This window comes from Mesorhizobium sp. CO1-1-7 (genome assembly GCF_020164885.1).
Classification (GTDB): domain Bacteria; phylum Pseudomonadota; class Alphaproteobacteria; order Rhizobiales; family Rhizobiaceae; genus Mesorhizobium; species Mesorhizobium australicum.
Map to the genome: position 1 here is coordinate 1 of NZ_JAIUHA010000014.1, position 15,905 is coordinate 15,905.

Consider the following 15,905-nt stretch of genomic DNA (forward strand, 5'->3'; position numbering starts at 1 on the left):
CGCCCCCCTAATGCACCGCGCCGAGCTCCTTCACGTGCTTCTCGTGCATCTTCAACACGGGCAGCGTCTTCTTCGCGAATTCCTTCAGCGCGGGGTCGTCGCCCGATTTCGCATAGGTGCTGAACAGGGCGACCGCCTGCTTGTGGGCCTCAGTCTGCATCATGACGTATTTCTCATCGAACGCCTTGCCGCTGGCGGCTTTCAGCTGGTCCAGCATCTGCTGGTCCTTGGGCTGCAGCGCGGGTCCGGCGGGCTTGATCGAGGCGGTGGTCTGCCCCTTGCTCAGCGCCTGCTTGAAGTCCTCGCCGGCCTTGGTGTGGTCCTTGATCATCTGGCCGGCGAAGGCCTTGACGTCCGCCGAGGCGGATTTCTGTTCGGCGAGCCGGCTCGACTGGATCTCGAATTCATTGGCACTGGGCACTGTGCCGAAAAAGGTCGGGGTGTCGACCTTGCTGTCGGGCAACATGGGCGCGACGGCGTTCGAATTGGTGCCGTTCGTCTGGGCAAGGGCGGCGGGCGCGACGGCGGTCAGCGCGACGGCGGCCATGGTCAGGAGCATTTTCATCTGGCGTCTCCGATCGGAATGGTTCCCTCGAGGATTCCAACGCCGCAGATGCGGCGAGGTTGCCAGCCGTATCCCTTCTCGTCGCGCCGTAGAAGGGAAAGCAGCCTTGCGACCGCGGCAGGATCTACGGACGACGAGGCCCCAGCAGAAAGGCTGTCATCGTCGCGCTCACGCACGCCACCGCCAACAAGGGGACGAAGCCCGAAGAGCCGGGGCTTCGGTGCATTGGAACAAGGCTTTCCGGAGCCGGAGCATTTTGAACCAAACCGTCCAGGTCGGACCTGCTCCCCCGTCGAACGGAATAGGCGCGCGTCAACTCCGCACCGAGCAGAAAGATTTCCGATGAATAATAGACCCAGAGCAGTATGACGAGCAGCCCTCCGGCCGCACCATAGGACGATGCGATCGCACTCGTGCCGATATACCAACCGATAAGCGACTTTCCCAACGTGAACAGAGCGGCGGTCACCACGGCACCGATCCCGACATCCCGCCACTGCAAGGCACGGTCCGGCAGCACTTTGTAGATCGCGGCAAACATCACGGAGATCAGGGAAAAGGAAATCAGGGTGTTGATGGCGCTCAGAACAAATTGGCCGAACGGCAGATAAGCGCTGATCACACTGCCCAGAGCCGAGATCGCCGCGCTCGCCGCCAGGGATACCAGCAACATGAAGCCAAGGGCGGCGACCAGGCCCAGACTTGCCGCACGCGCGCGCAACAGACGCGACAGCGAACCCCCTTTCGCTTCAACCTTCCATATTGCATTCAGGGCCTGCTGCATCTCGCCAAACACCGCGGAGGCGGTGACGAGCAGCGTGGCCACGCCGATGAGGGCCGCCAGGGTCCCCGATGATTTGCTGGATGCCCCTTCGAGCGCCGTCTGAAGCAGCGCCGCGCTTTCCCGGCCCATCAGCCCCGATATCTGAGCAGACAAGGCCAACTGTGCCGCGTCATGACCAAAAGCGATGCCAGCTATCGCGACGACGATTATCAGAACCGGGGCCAGCGACGTGGCGGCATAAAACGCCATCGCCGCGCCATGGCTAAGGGCATTGTCGTTGACAAAGCCAACCACGCTTTCTCGCACCAAGTCCCATACGTCTTTAACTGCGGGGCGCACGTCTAATCCGTGAAGCGGGTCGCAAACCGTCTCCTATCAATGCAGCGGATCTTCCGATGTTCCGGGCGACTTGAGCGAGAGTTTCAGCAGCCACGTGAAGCGCGGATCAAGGACACTGGTCAAACGCAAGGCATCGCCCGACGAGCCCGCCTACCTCATCGAACAGGCCGACGGCGACCATGTGCTGAAGAGCCACTCCGAACTGAAGCGTGCGGACTGAGCGTCCTCAGTGGCAGCACGCCTCGCCATATTGCAGCTGCTCGCCGAAATTCGGCCGGCCCTCCGGCGTGAAATCCATCAGGTTCCACAGGATCTCGCAGGTGCCGATGGCGCGCGGGTCCTGGCCGGGCTCGGTCGGCGCGAAGCCGAGTTCCGACGACCAGAAATGCCTGATGCCGTCAGCATCGCGGTGGAACACCGACAGCAGCGGGATCTGCGCACCGTCCGCATCCTCGGCATTGTAGTCGCGCTTGAAGCTGTTGTTGGCCGACGAGACCAGCCGCATGTTGCGCCAACCGCGATCGCGGCCGAGCGTGACGAGGTTTTCCAGCGCCGTCTTGGCCACCACGACGAAATTGAAGCCGGCCGCTTCGAGATGGCCGACCGCGCCGTCGAACTGGTCGAGCAGGGCGGTGCAGGACGGGCATGGCTGGTCGGGCCGGGCGAGCTTCGCCGTGCCGCCGCTGGTCGCGACGTCGCGCATCTCCCGCGGATGGCGCGGGAACATCATGTTGTAGAGGATCAGCGTGTTCTTGCCGGGCGCGAACAGCTCCGACAGTTTTATCCTGGCGGGCTTGCCGGCTTCATCGAGGCCGTCGAATACATAATCCTGCGGCACCAGCCCGCCCGGCGGCAACGCGCGGCGCGCCTCGGCCACGGCTTCCATGGCGCGGCGCAGCTCGATTTCCTTCTTCAGCAGCTTTTCGCGTGCGGTGCGGTATCTGGCGGATTCGTTGGGAAAGGTGATCATGATCGGCTCCTTGGTTCCGCGCGCCGGCGTCCCGGCGCGGTTGCTCTGCGACCCAAGGACGTTTGGCCGGAACCAGTCCCGACATTTCGCATCGGGACAGGCCCGGCCTTGCCACATCCCCGTTATCGGCTACAGCTGCGAGTGGAGAGAAGAATGCACGAAGCCGACGAGATCGACCTGCGCTGCCCGCAAGTGGTGGCCGACAATGCCGCCAAGGGCCTGCGGCTGCGCAAGCAGTTCGGCCGTGGCGGCACCGAGATCGGCGTGGCGCGGGCGACGGAGCTGAAGAACCGCGAGAAGCTGGCGCCTTCCACCATCCGCCGCATGGTCAGCTACTTCGCCCGCCACGAGGTCGACAAGCGCGGCAAGAATTACGGCAATGAGGAAAACCCTTCGGCCGGCACCATCGCCTGGCTCTTATGGGGTGGCGACGAGGGCCGCGCCTGGGCGCTGGAGATCAAGCAGAAGATCGGCAACGCGCCCGATATCTGAGGATGCCCTGCCCTCCGCTATGGCTTCGGGCGTTCGTCGCTTCAATCGACAAATCGTTGTCGATTGATCGGCTCCGCCGACCGCTCCTCACCCCTTGACCCCGCCGGCGGTGAGGCCGGAGACGATCTTGCGCTGGAAGATCAGCACCAGCACCACCAGCGGCACGGTGACGATCACCGAGGCGGCCATGATGTTGCCCCACGGGATTTCGAACTGCGAATTGCCCGAGAGCAGCGCGATCGCCACCGGCACGGTCCGCCGCGCGTCGTTGGAGGTGAAGGTCAGCGCAAACAGGAACTCGTTCCAGGCACCGATGAAGGCCAGCAGCCCGGTGGTCGCCAGCGCCGGCCACATCAGCGGTAGGAAGATGCGCGTGATGATGATCCACGGCGTCGCGCCATCGAGGATCGCCGCCTCCTCGACCTCCACCGGCAGGTCGCGCACGAAAGCGGTGAGCACCCAGACGGTGAACGGCAGCGTGAAGATCATGTAGGAGAAGATCAGCGCGAGGAGCGAATTGTAGAGGCCGAACAGCCGCACCAGCTCGAACAGCCCGGCCAGCACCGCCACCTGCGGAAACATCGAGACCGACAGGATGGCGAACAGCAATGCCGAGCGGCCGCGAAAACGGATACGCGCCAGCGCGTAGGCCGCGGTGACGCCGAGGAACAGCGATAGCGCCACCACCGCGCCCGAAACCACCAGCGAGTTCAGCAGGTTGCGCAGGAAGGCGCCTTCGGACAGCACGTTGCGGTAATTGCCGAGGCTGGGCGCCTTCGGCCACAGGTCGGCCTGGAACAGCTCGGTCCCCGATTTGAGGCTGGTGACGATGGCGTAATAGAACGGGAACACCGCGATCAGCACGATTGCTCCGACCAGCAGATAAAAACCTATGCGCTTCAGCAGCCACATCTCAGCGGCCTCCATCCAGGCTTAGCCGGCCGATGCGGATGGTGAGCATAGTGAGCAGAGCGAGGATGAGGAAAAGCAGGGTCGACGCGGCCGAGCCATAGGCGAACTTGTCGAACTCGAACAGGCTCTCGCGGGCGAATACCGACATCGACTTGGTGTGCGCATTGTTGGGCGTCAGCACATAGATCAGGTCGAAGATGCGCAGCGCATCGAGCGCCCGGAAGATCACCGCCACCATCACCGCCGGGCGGATCAGCGGCAAGGTCACCCGCCAGAAGATCTGCCAGGGATTGGCGCCGTCCAGCCTGGCGACCTCGATGATCTCGCGCGGCAGCATCTGCAGCGCGGCAAGGATCAGCAGCGCCATGAACGGCGTCGTCTTCCAGATGTCGACGATCAGCACCGCCGCCATCGCCGTGTCGGCCCTGGCGGTCCAGGCGATCTTGTGGTCGATCAGACCGAGATTGACGAGCACGACATTGATGATGCCGAACTGGTCGTTCAGCATCCACTGCCACATCTTCGCCGAGACGATGGTCGGGATCGCCCAGGGGATGAGGATCGCCGCCCTGACGATGCCGCGGCCGGCGAATTCGGCGTTGAGCACCAGGGCGACGACCATGCCGAGGATCGTCTCGCAGGTCACCGAAACCACCGCGAACCGCACCGTGTTCCACACGGCGCCCCACCAGACCGGGTCGAGAAGCAGCCCGTCATAGATGACCCGCCCGCTCGGCATGCGCAGGACCGAGACGTAATTGGCCAGGCCGACCCATTGCCGGGCATCGAGGTCTGACAGCGAGGCATCGGTGAAGCTGAAATAGACCGTGCGCGCCAGCGGCCAGCCGGCAGCGGCGGCGAGCACCACAAGCATCGGCGCCAGGAACAGCCATGCCGAGCGCGCACGCTGGCGCGTCAGGCTCGAACCAGAGCGCGCATCGGCCGGATGCACGCTCACCAGCCCTTGCCTTTCAGCCGGGTCAGCGTCGCTTCGAGGTCGGCCAGATTGTCGGCGGCGCTGCCTTCGCCGGACAAGGTCTTGTGGACGGCGTTCCAGAACTGGCTCGACGCCTCGTTGTACTTGTTCCTGGTCACCGCCGAGGGCCGAGGCCCGGCATTGAGGAAGACCTCTTTCCAGTGTGGAATGATCGGCTGTTGCCGGGCGATGTCGGCATCGTCATAGAGCGCCTGGATGGTCGGCAGGTTGGCGGTCTTGAGCGTGCGGTATTTCTGCATTGCCGGCGAGGCGATGAACTTGACCAGCTCGATCGCGGCATCCGGGTGCTTGGAATATTTCGAGACCGCGAGATTCCAGCCGCCGAGCGTCGCCGCCGGCCGGGCGCCCTCGCCCGTGCCCGCCGGCAGCGGTGCGACATCGAACTTGCCCTTGATCGGCGACCCCTGGCTGTTGCCCAGCGCATAGGCATAGGGCCAGTTGCGCATGAAGACCGCATTGCCGGTCTGCCACACGCCGCGCGCCTCCTCTTCCTGGTAGGCGAGCACGCCCGGCGGCGCGATGGTGCCGATCCAGGCCTTCGCCATGTCGAGCGCGGCCGCCGCCTGGGGGTTGTTGATTGAAATCGCGCCATCCGGCTCGACGATATGGCCGCCGCCATTCGACACCACCCATTCGAACGCGTCGCAGGTCAGCCCCTCATAGGCGTTGCCCTGGAAGACGAAACCCCAGATATCCCTGTTGCCCGACGCCCGCTCCTTGTCCATCACCAGCCTGGCGGTGTCGCCCAGCTCCTTCCAGGTGGCCGGCACCTTGGCGCCGTATTTGTCGAGCAGGTCCTTGCGGTAGTAGAGCGCCGGCGCATCGGTGAAGATCGGCAGCGCCACCAGCCTGCCGTCGACGGTCTGCGACTGGATGATCGACGGGAAGTGCTTGGCCACGACATCCCTGGTCGCCTGGGTCAGGTCGACGAACTGGCTGGCGAGCTGCGGCGCCCAGATGACATCGGTCTGGTAGACGTCGACGTCGCTGTTGCCGGCGGCGAGCCACAGCCTGTACTGGCCGAACTGGTCGGTCCCGGACGACGGCATGGCGACGATGGTGACCGTGTCGCCGCTCTCCTTCTCATAGCGGTCGAGGATCTCGCGCAGCACCTTGAGGCCGTTGCCGGTGTCGCCCGACACGATCGACAGCTCGAGCGCGCGCGCCGGACCCGCCGCGAGCACGACAGCGACGCTCAACGCCAGCCATGCATGGAAAAGCTTCATCGCGGTGGATCTCCCTTGGCAGCCGGCGGCGCACGGCACCGGCAGCCGGTCAGGACCCCACCGTTCATTGAATGCGGAGCAGCGCCTTGGGTTCCCGAACAGCCATCGCCGCCAGTCAGCCTTCCCAGGCGACGGGCCTCATGCCCAGCCGCTCGTAAAGCCGCACGGCGGCGGGGTTCTCGAGCGTATTGGTCTTGAGGTCGACATGGGCGGCGCCCCGGTCGCGAAAAATGGCGAAGGCGTGCCACATCAGCGCTTCGCCGACACCCTTGCCGCGCGCCTCGGGATGAACGGCCAGATCCTTGACGAACGCCGAGCTCCAGCACAGTGCAGCCGCCGCCAGCCTGCCCTTGGCGTCGATAATGAGGAAACACAGCGCCGGGTCGAATTGGGGATCTTCGGATATGCGTGGCCACCATTCGTCGAAGGGGCCGTCCGTGCCGTCGTCGAACACTTCGCCCAGCAACGCATGCAGGGGCAGCGCGTCGCCGCGCTCGAACGAGCGCATGACGAAGCCGTCCGGCCAATGCGGTGGAACAAGTGTCTCGTCGAGGATCTTGCGCAGCCGGATGTCGTTCGGAGCCGGCGGGCGCGGTTCGGGCATCGCGCTCAGGCGTCGGGCTGAAGGCGCCCGCGCTTGCGGTCGACGCCGAGGCCGGTCGCCTCGAGCAGGCCCTTGCGCTTGGCGTCGAAATAATAGCCGGTCTGGTAGAGCCAGTCGGCCTTCTTGGCGTTGCCGTTGGACACCAGCCAGGCGCCGCGCAGATATTTGACCGCGTATTTGAGGTTGGTCTCGGCGTCGAACAGGCCCTTGGCCGGCCCATCATAGCCCATGCCGCGCGCCGTCGCGTGCTTGATCTGCATCAGCCCCCAATGGCCGTTATTGTAGGCCTTGGGATTGTAGGTGCTTTCGCGGTTGACGACATGGCGCACCAGATCGACCGGCACCTGGTAGAAGGCGGCGTATTTGACGATCAGCCGGTCGACGTCGCCGCGCATGCCGGTCGCATGCTGCTCCGGCTCGACCGACTCCGACGGGAACTGCACCAGGGCAGCCGGGTTCTGCGGCACGACATAGGCCACCTGCTGCACGCCAGGCAGTTTCTGGCCGCCCTTGGCAACCGCCGGCACGATGAGCCCGGCGGTCGTATAGGTCTCCGCCGACTGGATCGGTCGGCCGGCTTTCGCCGGGGCCGGCGCCTGCCAGGCATTGGCGGCCATCACGGCGGGCACGGCAGGCGCGGTTGGGGTCGCCCCGGCAAAGGCCGCGGCCGGCTGCGCGGCGGCATCGAGGGCCGGTGTACCCGCGCTTGGAGTCGACTCGGCGGTCTGGACGGGGCTGATTCCGGAGGATTGCGGCAGCACCGAAACCGTTTCCGGCAACGGGATGGTGAAGCCGGCATCGCTACCGGCAGCGGTCGCGGTTTCGGTCAGCGACGGCGCGGCCTTCATTTGCGAGGTCGAGGTGCAGCCGCTGATGCCGGCAGCCGCCACGATCATGCCGATGGCGATAAGGGTTTGTTTTGCTGGCAAGCCGCGTTCGGTGTCCGGTTTGTCGGGTGTTAAGATTTTCCTTACACCAGCGATTCCTGGGTAGCAATCGGGGCCATCTGGTGGTTTTCGGGTGGCGGGATGCAGGCAGCGATGCCATATTGTTCCTGATATGTACCGGCAGGAATCCCGGATTTCGCCGCTTTGTGGAAAGGAGCGCAGCATGGAAACGACATCTTCGATCACGGCCGGCCACGCAGTGTTAGAAACAGTGATCGGTTTCATGGGCATTGCCTGGAGCGAAAAGGGCCTGATCCGGCTTTGCCTGCCCGAACGCAGCCGCGAAGCGGTGGAGCGGCGGCTGATGCGCCATGCCGGCATTTCCGCCTCCACGGCCCAGCCGTCATGGGTGGTCGAACTGATCGCCTCGATCAAGGCTTACGCCGCGGGCGAGGACGTCGATTTCACCGGCTTTCCCGTCGACCTCGACGGCATCGACGATTTCCGCCTCGCCGTCTACGACGCGGCACGGAAACTCAGCTACGGCGAAACCACCACCTATGGCGAACTCGCCAAGCGCGCCGGCCATGCCGGCCTGCCGCGCGAAACCGGGGCGGCCCTTGGCGCCAATCCAGTGCCGCTGGTCATCCCGTGCCACCGCATCGTCGCTGCCGGCGGCAAGATCGGCGGCTTCTCCGCACCCGGCGGCTCGACCACCAAGGAAAAGATGCTGGCCATGGAAGGCGTGCGCGTCGGCCCGCCGCCGCCGGCTCAGGTGTCCTTCGGCTTCTGAGAACAGTAAGCCGCTCCCGGGTGCTAATGGCGCCGGATGAATCGATGCCTGAAATGCTCATTGTCCGGCCGCTTGCAGTTGTACACCGGGCAGGACTTGGTGTCGGCGCTCGGCACATAGGCGCGTGTCCGCACCTCGCCCATGGTGCAGAATTGCTGGCTCTGCACATAGCGGTCATAGAGCGGCAGCCCCGGCACCCGCTTCGACTGATAGCGAAGGATAACCGCACCTTGGCGCGCGATCGTCGACTGGACCTTGCCGCAGCTCAGACGTGTCGGGTCGTAGCGCGAGATCGCCTGCGCCTGGGCGGCCACCAGCGTGAGGCAGGCGGCAAGCAGGATGGTTTTCATGGTCCTTTCCCCTCGATCCGCCGCCCGGGACGGCACGATCTTGCGCCACGGTTTCACCAGATTGAGGCGGCCGTTGGGCGGCCCCGGATCACGACGTTTTCACGCAGTCTTGTTTTTTGTGCGAAAGCAGCCTATATCAGCCCCATTGATATTTCGGCCGATCGATCCGGGCCTCGCGATCTTCGCGTTTGCTGACGTCTATCTCCAAAATCTCGATGCACACCGGCTGGACTTCGGTCCGGTCATACCAAAGCAAATGTGAAGGACTATTTTTATGGCAACTGGAACGGTCAAGTGGTTCAACGCCACCAAGGGTTTCGGCTTCATCCAGCCTGACAGCGGCGGCGCGGACGTTTTCGTCCACATCTCGGCTGTCGAGCGCGCTGGACTGTCGACCCTGGTCGAAGGCCAGAAGATCAACTTCGAGATCGAGCAGGACCGCCGCACTGGCAAGTCGTCCGCTGGTTCTCTGAGCAAGGCAGCCTGATTTTGAAAATGGCGCGCGCCGGACGAGAGTTCGGGGCGCGCGGCAAGTCACGGATGTACTGACGGTCGCGCGAGAAGCGCGCCGGAGCGGAAAGACCCGACAAGCTGGAACAGCAGATAGCTGCCAGCCCGGACCGGACGCTCCCAATCAGGCTACCGAAATGGGAAGGCGGGATTTATCCCGCCTTTTTATTTGTCTGGGGTTTGGCGAAGCTGCTGTCCTTTTCCCCGTCTCTATACGGGGAGAAGGACGCTGCGGCACCGCTTTCGCCAACTACCGGCCGCCCTACCCCACCCATTCGATCGGCACATGCCCCGGGTCCGCCTCCACGCGGCCGAGCCAGGCGACCACCGCCGGATAGGCGTCGAGTTGGAACCCGCCCTGCTCCGCCGTGTGGGTATAAGCATAGAGCGCGATGTCGGCGATGCTGAATGTGCGGCCGGCGAAGAAGGCGTTGTTTTCGAGATATGTGTTCATGACGCCAAGCGCCTTGTTGCCGCGCTCCAGCGTCACAGCCAGCCGCTCCGGCGTGGCATCCGCTGCGCGTTCCGGAAAGGTCAGCAGCGCCTTGCGCACGGCGATATAGGGCTCGTGGCTGTATTGTTCGAAGAACAGCCACTGATAAGCGAGCCCGCGCTCATATTTGTCCGCGGGCAGCAAGCGTGTGCCTTCGGCGAGATAGAGCAGGATGGCGTTGGATTCTGCCAGCCGCCGGCCGTCGTCCAGTTCCAGCAGTGGCACCATGGCGTTCGGGTTCTTGGCGACGAAATCGGCCTTGCGCGTATCGCCGGTATGCGAACTCACCTCGACAGTGGTGAAGGCCAGGCCGAGCTTGGCCATCAGCAAACGCGGCTTGTAGCAATTGCCGCTATCGATCATGCTGTAAAGTATCATCATGGTTCCCCGGAGCGCTGCTTCTGCGAGCCGATTATCGCAGCGGCGCCATCCTCAACCAATGATTTGTTTTGGCGCGACCATCAGCGCCGCTTATGCAATGGCACGACCTTGTTGTCGAAGCCCAGCAGCGCATCGACGGCAAGCGGCTCTTCGTTGAAGATGGTGCCGGCCAGCGCCGGACGCCCAAGCAGAAAGCCCTGCAGCAAATCGACCCCGCCTTCGAGCGCGACACGCAAATGGGTGGGCTGCTCGATGCCCTCGACCAGCACCTTGGCACCGCGATCGTGGAGGCTGGACACCAGCGGGCGGAAGAAGCGTTCCGCGGCGGCGTGGCGGCAGAATTCCGCGAACCAGCCGCCATCGATCTTGACGATGTCGGGCTGAAGCAGGCTCACCCGCTCCACGGTCGAATGGCCGGTGCCGAAATCGTCAATGGCGATGCGGATGCCGTCGCGCCGCATTTCACGCACCAGCCTGGCCAGCAGCGCATCGTCCGCCGCCTGCTCGGTGATTTCACACACCAGCATGGCCGGTGCCAGGCCGAGTTCATCGAGGTGCCGGCTCATCAGCCGGATCTCGGCCAGCGCCCGTCCAGCATGGTCGTTGACCAGGGGATTGTAATTGAAGAACAGGTCGAGCCCGTCGACCCCGATATTGTGGAAATTCCTCAGATGCAGCACCCGGCACATTGTTTCGACGTACAGCCGCTCCGGAGCCGCGACGCTGTCGAAGAACACCCGCGGCGACACCGGCCGGCCGGCGCGGTGCGGTTCGATCAGGCCCTCGACGGCCACGGGATGCAAGCTGCCGCCGCGCGGGGCGTAGATCGGCTGGTAGGCGCTGCGCAGGCGGAAGTCGCCATGGATGCCACATTCGATGCCGATCTCGTCGACGAAGATCGCATCGCCGACGGTGCGCCGCCGCTCGACGCTCATGGCGCCACCTTGCGCCCGAAGGCTTTTGCGGGCCGCCCGGTGCGCGGCGCGACGGCGGGGGGAGCGGGCGCATGGCTCGGGGGAGGAACCGGCTCGGGACTGCCCTGGCCGAAAGCGCGGAAACTCGTCGGCGCCAGTTCTGGGCGGGCCAGCACATAGCCCTGGACCATCGAGGCGCCCGATCGTTCCGCCAGCTCCAGTTGCCAGCCTTCCTCGATACCTTCGAACACGGTGCGGATGCCCTGGTCCTCGAAGCTCCTCACCATGGATGTCAGCAGCGCGAAACCGGCGCCCGATTCCATCAGTTGCGTGATCCAGTGCGCATCGAACTTGACGATGTCGGGGCGCAATTCCTTGACGCGGGTGATGTCGGAATCGTCGGCGCCATAGTCGTCGACGGCAATCCGGAAGCCGTTGGCCCTGAGCGCGGCGACGAAGCCGTGCAGGGTTTCCTGCGATGCCGATCTCTGCTCCGTCACCTCGCAAACGACGCGGCCCGGATCGATGCCGGCTTGCTGCAGCACCAGCCGCATGTCACGCAAGGCATTGTCGGCGACAGCGCGCTCGGTGAACACCGACGGGTCGAAATTGATGAAGATCGACGCCTCTTGCGGCAGGCAGGCGCCGGCATTGAGCAGATGCAGCGTCCTGGTCAGCGCCTCGACATGCAGACGGTCGGCCGCCGGACAGGTGGAAAAAAAGCTCATCGGCGATTGCGGCTCGCCGTCGCGAAACGGGCGGATCAGCCCTTCGAAGGCGGCAACCGAAAGCTTGCCCTCGTTGAAGGCAAAGATCGGCTGAAAAGCGCTTTGCAGCGTATAAATGCCCCAGACACCACTCGAGGTGCCGTCATCATGACGGGTGATATGGGCAAGTCCGATGCTGCGCGACAAAGGTTCCTCGCTCCGCGACCTGGCGGAATTGAACCGCGATCCTGCCATGCAAGCCTCTACCGCCCGTTAATGAACTTTCTTTTGCCGATCACGCCTCATTGACCGCGCTGCCCCACCTGGCCCAGCCGACAAGGCTTGCGCTGACGGGAATGTTGCGACATGAGAAGCGCCGCGGCCGCTCCTGGCCGCGCCGATCCTTTGGAGAGACAAAAGGTCATGGCCTTTCTTGCCGACACCCTTTCCCGCGTTAAGCCTTCCGCCACCATCGCGGTGACGCAGAAAGCGCGCGAGCTGAAAAATGCCGGCCGGGACATCATTGGCCTTGGCGCCGGCGAGCCCGATTTCGACACGCCCGACAACATCAAGAATGCGGCGATCGAGGCCATTCGCCGTGGCGAGACCAAATACCCGCCGGTTTCGGGCATCGTGCCGCTGCGCGAGGCGATCGCGAAAAAATTCAAGCGCGAGAACAATCTCGACTACAAGCCCGAGCAGACCATCGTCGGCACCGGCGGCAAGCAGATCCTGTTCAACGCCTTCATGGCGACGCTAAACCCCGGCGACGAGGTCATCATCCCCCGCCCCTACTGGGTCAGCTATCCCGAAATGGTGGCGATCTGCGGCGGCACGTCGGTATTTGCCGACACCTCGATCGACAATGGCTTCAAGCTGACGCCGGCGGTGCTGGAAAAGGCAATCACACCGAAGACCAAATGGCTGCTGATGAACTCGCCGTCGAACCCGTCGGGCGCGGCCTATAGCGAGGCCGAACTGCGGGCGCTCGCCGACGTGCTGTTGAAGCACCCGCAGGTCTGGACGCTGACCGACGACATGTACGAACACCTGACCTATGGCGACTTCGTCTTCAAGACTATCGCCGAGGTCGAGCCCAAGCTCTACGAGCGCACGCTGACCATGAACGGCGTCTCGAAAGCCTATGCCATGACCGGCTGGCGCATCGGCTACGCCGCCGGTCCCGTCCAGTTGATCAAGGCGATGGACATGATTCAGGGCCAGCAGACCTCCGGCGCCTGCACCATCGCGCAATGGGCTTCGGTCGAGGCGTTGAATGGCCCGCAGGATTTCATCGCCAAGAACAAGGCGATCTTTCAAGGCAGGCGGGACCTCGTCGTCTCGATGCTCAACCAGGCGCGCGGCATCACCTGCCCGTCGCCGGAAGGCGCCTTCTATGTCTATCCGTCCTGCGCCCAGCTGATCGGGAAGAAGACCAAGGCCGGCAAGATGATCGACACCGACGAGGCCTTCTGCTCGGAACTGCTCGAGGCCGAGGGCGTCGCGGTGGTGTTCGGCTCGGCCTTCGGCCTTGGCCCCAACTTCCGCATCTCCTACGCCACCTCGGAGACGCTGCTGGAGGAAGCCTGCACGCGCATCCAGCGCTTCACGGCATCGCTGACCTGATCTGGTAGATCCGAAACAAACCCGGCGTCACCGCTGTCAGGCGTTACCGCCGGGTTTTGTGGATACAGCAATCAGCCGCCATATTGCTCAGCGCTCACCGTTTCCAGCCAGTCGGCATGGACGCCGTCGAGCGCCTCCTGCATGGCGATGTGCGTCATTGCCGATTTCGGCGCCGCGCCATGCCAATGCTTCTCGCCGGGCGCGAAGGAGATGACGTCACCGGCCCTGATTTCCTGGATCGGCCCGTCCCATGTCTGGACCAGGCCGGCGCCTGCGGTGACATAAAGCGTCTGGCCAAGCGGATGCGTGTGCCAGTGGGTGCGCGCGCCGGGCTCGAAACTGACCAGCGTGGCCCTGAGCCGCGCTGGCGGCTCCTTCTCGATGATTGGCGTCTGCAGAACCCGGCCGGTGAAATATTTTTCCGGCGCTATAACGGTCGGCACGCTGCCGCAAGCAATGATCTTCATCGTCTGTTCCCTGGAACTGGTGGTTGCCGGTGAGATGCCGGCCCGCGAAGTGAGCCGCATTCTCGGTCTGGATCGGCTCTGATGCAACCGCCCTTGTCACCTCGCTTGGACGAAGGCCTGATTTCTTAACCATGACACTTGCCGGCACGGGACCGCCAAGCGAAATGCCCGGGAATTCAATGTCTTCTTAACGGCTGCGCACTAGCCGTTGGCCTGCATTGCGGGGGCTGGCGGATGAGCATACTGGCGACGATCAAGGACCATAGCGGCCGGATCTATCGCGGTATCCAGTCGCTGCTCGTGATCAGCACCGGCGCGGCGGTGCTTGGCGCTTTCGACGTCTCGCAAGACCTGTCAGCCGGCGGTGCCTTCGCCATCTCGATCCTGGCCACGAGCCTGGCCTTGCTGGCATTGATGTACATGCGCAGCAGCGTCGTCCATCGTCTCCAGTCGGCCGCCGCTGCGGAAGCCGAGAAACATCATTTCCTCACCAGGGATGCGATGACCGGCGCCACGACGAGACGCTATTTCCTCGAAGCGCTGCGCGAAGGCCTGGGCACCAGGCGCGACAGGCGCGAGGCAGCCTTGCTCTTGATCGACCTCGACCATTTCAAGCAGTTGAACGACACGTTCGGACACCAGTTCGGCGACCTCACCTTGGCGCATCTGGTCAAGACCGCGGAGCGCATCTTTGCCGGCGCCATGGTAGGACGCCTCGGCGGCGACGAATTCGGTGTTATCATTCCCCATGGCGACCTGGCGGCCATCAACAAGGATGTCAGACGATTGCTGGATGCCATGCGCGCCGGCAAATCGCATGAAGGCAAGACCATTCCGCTCTCCATTTCGATCGGCGTCGCCCTGGCGCCGGCCCATGCCTCGAACACGACGGAATTGATGCTGGTTGCCGATCTGGCGCTTTATGAAAGCAAGGCGGCGGGCCGTGGCCGCGTCACCGTCTTCGACGAGGAGATGCTGTCCGACAAGCGCTACCGGCGGCTGGTCGAACGGGAATTGCGCGCCGCGGTCTATCTGGGCGAACTCGAACTGCATTATCAGCCGATCGTCGGCCCGGACGGTTCCACCGAGGCGTTCGAGGGGCTGATCCGCTGGCGCCACCCGGTTCGCGGGCTGATCGCGCCGGCCGAGTTCATTGCGATCGCCGAGCGATCGACGTTGATCGACATGCTCGGCGAATGGGTGTTCAAGCGGGCTTGTGCCGACATCGGCCAGTTCGCCGGCCGCCGCATTTCCATCAACGTCTCCGGCGAGCAGCTCAAGCGTGACGAGATCGTGACCATGTGCGACCGCGTGCTGAAGGACACTGGCCGGTCGGCATCACAGTTCATCATCGAGATCACCGAGACGGTGGCGACCGCCGCCACGCCCGAGATCCTGCGGCGCCTCGAGGCATTGCGTGGCCTCGGCTTTCACATCGCCCTCGACGATTTCGGCACCGGCCATTGCGGCTTCAACTATCTGAAGACCTTGCCCGTCGACATCATCAAGATCGATCGCTCCTACATCCGCGCCCTCGCTCACGATCAGGTGGCACAGATATTCGTCTCGGCGCTGGCGCAGATCGCGCGCATCCAGGAGGTCACCATCGTGGCGGAAGGCGTGGAGACGGCAGAAGAATTCGCTCTCGCCAAGGCGGCCGGGTGCAATCGCTTCCAGGGTTATTTCTTCGGCAGGCCGGTGCCTCGCGGCAAGCTCGCGCTGCTTGACGGGCGCTCGGCCGAACCGCTCGCGCTCAGCGCCTGAGAGGGCCGGCCGTGCCTGCTCCCTATTTTTCTTGCCCTGCCGGCAAACAAGTGGGACGATAATCGCGGGCAGGTCGAAACAGACCGCCCGCGACGGTCGAACAGGCCGGCCGCCGCTCAGGACC

Annotated in this window: 18 protein-coding genes and 1 pseudogene; 6 read left to right on the forward strand and 13 right to left on the reverse strand. The window is 64.1% G+C overall.

The genetic code is table 11. The features are described from left to right. Nucleotides 1-7: 7 nt before the first annotated feature. Together LB516_RS26355 and LB516_RS26360 are read right to left on the reverse strand one after the other, a co-directional pair. Nucleotides 8-565 carry a DUF4142 domain-containing protein gene (locus tag LB516_RS26355; protein ID WP_224720649.1) on the reverse strand — a complete coding sequence of 186 codons (558 nt, stop codon included), beginning with the start codon at nt 563-565 and terminating at the stop codon, nt 8-10. A 124-nt stretch (nt 566-689) separates the two neighbouring features. Next, nucleotides 690-1,643 carry a YihY/virulence factor BrkB family protein gene (locus LB516_RS26360; RefSeq protein ID WP_411969436.1) on the reverse strand — a complete coding sequence of 318 codons (954 nt, stop codon included), beginning with the start codon at nt 1,641-1,643 and terminating at the stop codon, nt 690-692. A 79-nt stretch (nt 1,644-1,722) separates the two neighbouring features. On the opposite strand from LB516_RS26360, the pseudogene LB516_RS26365 reads away from it, so the two are divergent. Beyond that, nucleotides 1,723-1,908: pseudogene (locus tag LB516_RS26365) on the forward strand (HVA1 family protein); the annotation flags it as partial. A gap of 6 nt (nt 1,909-1,914) precedes the next feature. Here the strand turns inward: LB516_RS26365 and LB516_RS26370 are convergent. Further along, the gene (locus LB516_RS26370) at nt 1,915-2,658 is read right to left on the reverse strand and encodes a DUF899 family protein (protein ID WP_224622965.1); all 744 of its coding nucleotides are present in this window, start codon (nt 2,656-2,658) and stop codon (nt 1,915-1,917) included. Between the two features lie 153 nt (nt 2,659-2,811). On the opposite strand from LB516_RS26370, the gene LB516_RS26375 reads away from it, so the two are divergent. Then, nucleotides 2,812-3,150, forward strand: coding sequence for a hypothetical protein (locus LB516_RS26375; protein WP_015316182.1), 339 nt, complete (start codon nt 2,812-2,814; stop codon nt 3,148-3,150). A gap of 87 nt (nt 3,151-3,237) precedes the next feature. Here LB516_RS26375 and LB516_RS26380 read toward each other — a convergent pair whose 3' ends face one another. The 5 genes from LB516_RS26380 to LB516_RS26400 all read right to left on the reverse strand — a co-directional run bounded on the left by LB516_RS26380 (nt 3,238) and on the right by LB516_RS26400 (nt 7,818). Beyond that, on the reverse strand, nt 3,238-4,062 hold the full coding sequence (locus tag LB516_RS26380) for a carbohydrate ABC transporter permease (RefSeq protein WP_224720651.1): 825 nt from the start codon (nt 4,060-4,062) through the stop codon (nt 3,238-3,240). Between the two features lies 1 nt (nt 4,063). Continuing rightward, nucleotides 4,064-4,936: a carbohydrate ABC transporter permease gene (locus LB516_RS26385; protein ID WP_224720690.1), complete on the reverse strand. Its 873-nt coding sequence runs from the start codon at nt 4,934-4,936 to the stop codon at nt 4,064-4,066. A gap of 80 nt (nt 4,937-5,016) precedes the next feature. Beyond that, a complete protein-coding gene (locus tag LB516_RS26390) occupies nt 5,017-6,285 on the reverse strand; it encodes an ABC transporter substrate-binding protein (RefSeq protein WP_015316179.1) in 1,269 nt (422 codons plus the stop codon). Nucleotides 6,286-6,400: 115 nt separating this feature from the next. Beyond that, nucleotides 6,401-6,889, reverse strand: a complete 489-nt coding sequence (locus LB516_RS26395; RefSeq protein ID WP_015316178.1) for a GNAT family N-acetyltransferase — start codon at nt 6,887-6,889, stop codon at nt 6,401-6,403. Between the two features lie 5 nt (nt 6,890-6,894). After that, entirely contained in the window at nt 6,895-7,818 is a 924-nt protein-coding gene (locus LB516_RS26400) for a lytic transglycosylase domain-containing protein (RefSeq protein WP_015316177.1), read from the reverse strand. Nucleotides 7,819-7,999: 181 nt separating this feature from the next. Between LB516_RS26400 and LB516_RS26405 the strand changes: the two genes are divergently transcribed. Then, nucleotides 8,000-8,569, forward strand: coding sequence for a methylated-DNA--[protein]-cysteine S-methyltransferase (locus LB516_RS26405; protein WP_015316176.1), 570 nt, complete (start codon nt 8,000-8,002; stop codon nt 8,567-8,569). Nucleotides 8,570-8,592: 23 nt separating this feature from the next. On the opposite strand, the gene LB516_RS26410 is transcribed toward LB516_RS26405, so the two are convergent. Continuing rightward, nucleotides 8,593-8,919 carry a hypothetical protein gene (locus LB516_RS26410; protein ID WP_015316175.1) on the reverse strand — a complete coding sequence of 109 codons (327 nt, stop codon included), beginning with the start codon at nt 8,917-8,919 and terminating at the stop codon, nt 8,593-8,595. Between the two features lie 274 nt (nt 8,920-9,193). Between LB516_RS26410 and LB516_RS26415 the strand changes: the two genes are divergently transcribed. Then, nucleotides 9,194-9,406 (forward strand): cold-shock protein, encoded by a 213-nt coding sequence (locus LB516_RS26415; protein WP_015316174.1) that lies wholly within the window; start codon nt 9,194-9,196, stop codon nt 9,404-9,406. Between the two features lie 285 nt (nt 9,407-9,691). Here the strand turns inward: LB516_RS26415 and LB516_RS26420 are convergent, their stop codons facing one another. From LB516_RS26420 to LB516_RS26430, 3 genes are all read right to left on the reverse strand, one after another. Beyond that, nucleotides 9,692-10,300 carry a glutathione S-transferase family protein gene (locus LB516_RS26420; protein WP_015316173.1) on the reverse strand — a complete coding sequence of 203 codons (609 nt, stop codon included), beginning with the start codon at nt 10,298-10,300 and terminating at the stop codon, nt 9,692-9,694. An 83-nt stretch (nt 10,301-10,383) separates the two neighbouring features. After that, nucleotides 10,384-11,238, reverse strand: a complete 855-nt coding sequence (locus LB516_RS26425; RefSeq protein WP_015316172.1) for an EAL domain-containing protein — start codon at nt 11,236-11,238, stop codon at nt 10,384-10,386. Then, nucleotides 11,235-12,131: an EAL domain-containing protein gene (locus LB516_RS26430; protein WP_224720652.1), complete on the reverse strand. Its 897-nt coding sequence runs from the start codon at nt 12,129-12,131 to the stop codon at nt 11,235-11,237. Before LB516_RS26430 ends, LB516_RS26425 begins: the two co-directional genes overlap by 4 nt. A 216-nt stretch (nt 12,132-12,347) precedes the next feature. Between LB516_RS26430 and LB516_RS26435 the strand changes: the two genes are divergently transcribed. Beyond that, nucleotides 12,348-13,550: a pyridoxal phosphate-dependent aminotransferase gene (locus LB516_RS26435; protein ID WP_015316170.1), complete on the forward strand. Its 1,203-nt coding sequence runs from the start codon at nt 12,348-12,350 to the stop codon at nt 13,548-13,550. A 71-nt stretch (nt 13,551-13,621) separates the two neighbouring features. Here the strand turns inward: LB516_RS26435 and LB516_RS26440 are convergent, their stop codons facing one another. Then, entirely contained in the window at nt 13,622-14,017 is a 396-nt protein-coding gene (locus tag LB516_RS26440) for a cupin domain-containing protein (protein ID WP_015316169.1), read from the reverse strand. Nucleotides 14,018-14,251: 234 nt separating this feature from the next. Between LB516_RS26440 and LB516_RS26445 the strand changes: the two genes are divergently transcribed. After that, nucleotides 14,252-15,781 carry a putative bifunctional diguanylate cyclase/phosphodiesterase gene (locus LB516_RS26445; protein ID WP_015316168.1) on the forward strand — a complete coding sequence of 510 codons (1,530 nt, stop codon included), beginning with the start codon at nt 14,252-14,254 and terminating at the stop codon, nt 15,779-15,781. Nucleotides 15,782-15,905 lie beyond the last annotated feature (124 nt).

Bases quoted from the DNA above. Each gene is read 5' to 3' on its own strand.
- LB516_RS26440 (WP_015316169.1), bottom strand. From the start codon at position 14,017: ATGAAGATCATTGCTTGCGGCAGCGTGCCGACCGTTATAGCGCCGGAA.
- LB516_RS26375 (WP_015316182.1), top strand. From the start codon at position 2,812: ATGCACGAAGCCGACGAGATCGACCTGCGCTGCCCGCAAGTGGTGGCC.
- LB516_RS26425 (WP_015316172.1), bottom strand. From the start codon at position 11,238: ATGAGCGTCGAGCGGCGGCGCACCGTCGGCGATGCGATCTTCGTCGAC.
- LB516_RS26435 (WP_015316170.1), top strand. From the start codon at position 12,348: ATGGCCTTTCTTGCCGACACCCTTTCCCGCGTTAAGCCTTCCGCCACC.
- LB516_RS26395 (WP_015316178.1), bottom strand. From the start codon at position 6,889: ATGCCCGAACCGCGCCCGCCGGCTCCGAACGACATCCGGCTGCGCAAG.
- LB516_RS26355 (WP_224720649.1), bottom strand. From the start codon at position 565: ATGAAAATGCTCCTGACCATGGCCGCCGTCGCGCTGACCGCCGTCGCG.
- LB516_RS26385 (WP_224720690.1), bottom strand. From the start codon at position 4,936: ATGCTTGTGGTGCTCGCCGCCGCTGCCGGCTGGCCGCTGGCGCGCACG.
- LB516_RS26390 (WP_015316179.1), bottom strand. From the start codon at position 6,285: ATGAAGCTTTTCCATGCATGGCTGGCGTTGAGCGTCGCTGTCGTGCTC.
- LB516_RS26420 (WP_015316173.1), bottom strand. From the start codon at position 10,300: ATGATACTTTACAGCATGATCGATAGCGGCAATTGCTACAAGCCGCGT.
- LB516_RS26380 (WP_224720651.1), bottom strand. From the start codon at position 4,062: ATGTGGCTGCTGAAGCGCATAGGTTTTTATCTGCTGGTCGGAGCAATC.
- LB516_RS26415 (WP_015316174.1), top strand. From the start codon at position 9,194: ATGGCAACTGGAACGGTCAAGTGGTTCAACGCCACCAAGGGTTTCGGC.
- LB516_RS26405 (WP_015316176.1), top strand. From the start codon at position 8,000: ATGGAAACGACATCTTCGATCACGGCCGGCCACGCAGTGTTAGAAACA.
- LB516_RS26370 (WP_224622965.1), bottom strand. From the start codon at position 2,658: ATGATCACCTTTCCCAACGAATCCGCCAGATACCGCACCGCACGCGAA.
- LB516_RS26445 (WP_015316168.1), top strand. From the start codon at position 14,252: ATGAGCATACTGGCGACGATCAAGGACCATAGCGGCCGGATCTATCGC.
- LB516_RS26410 (WP_015316175.1), bottom strand. From the start codon at position 8,919: ATGAAAACCATCCTGCTTGCCGCCTGCCTCACGCTGGTGGCCGCCCAG.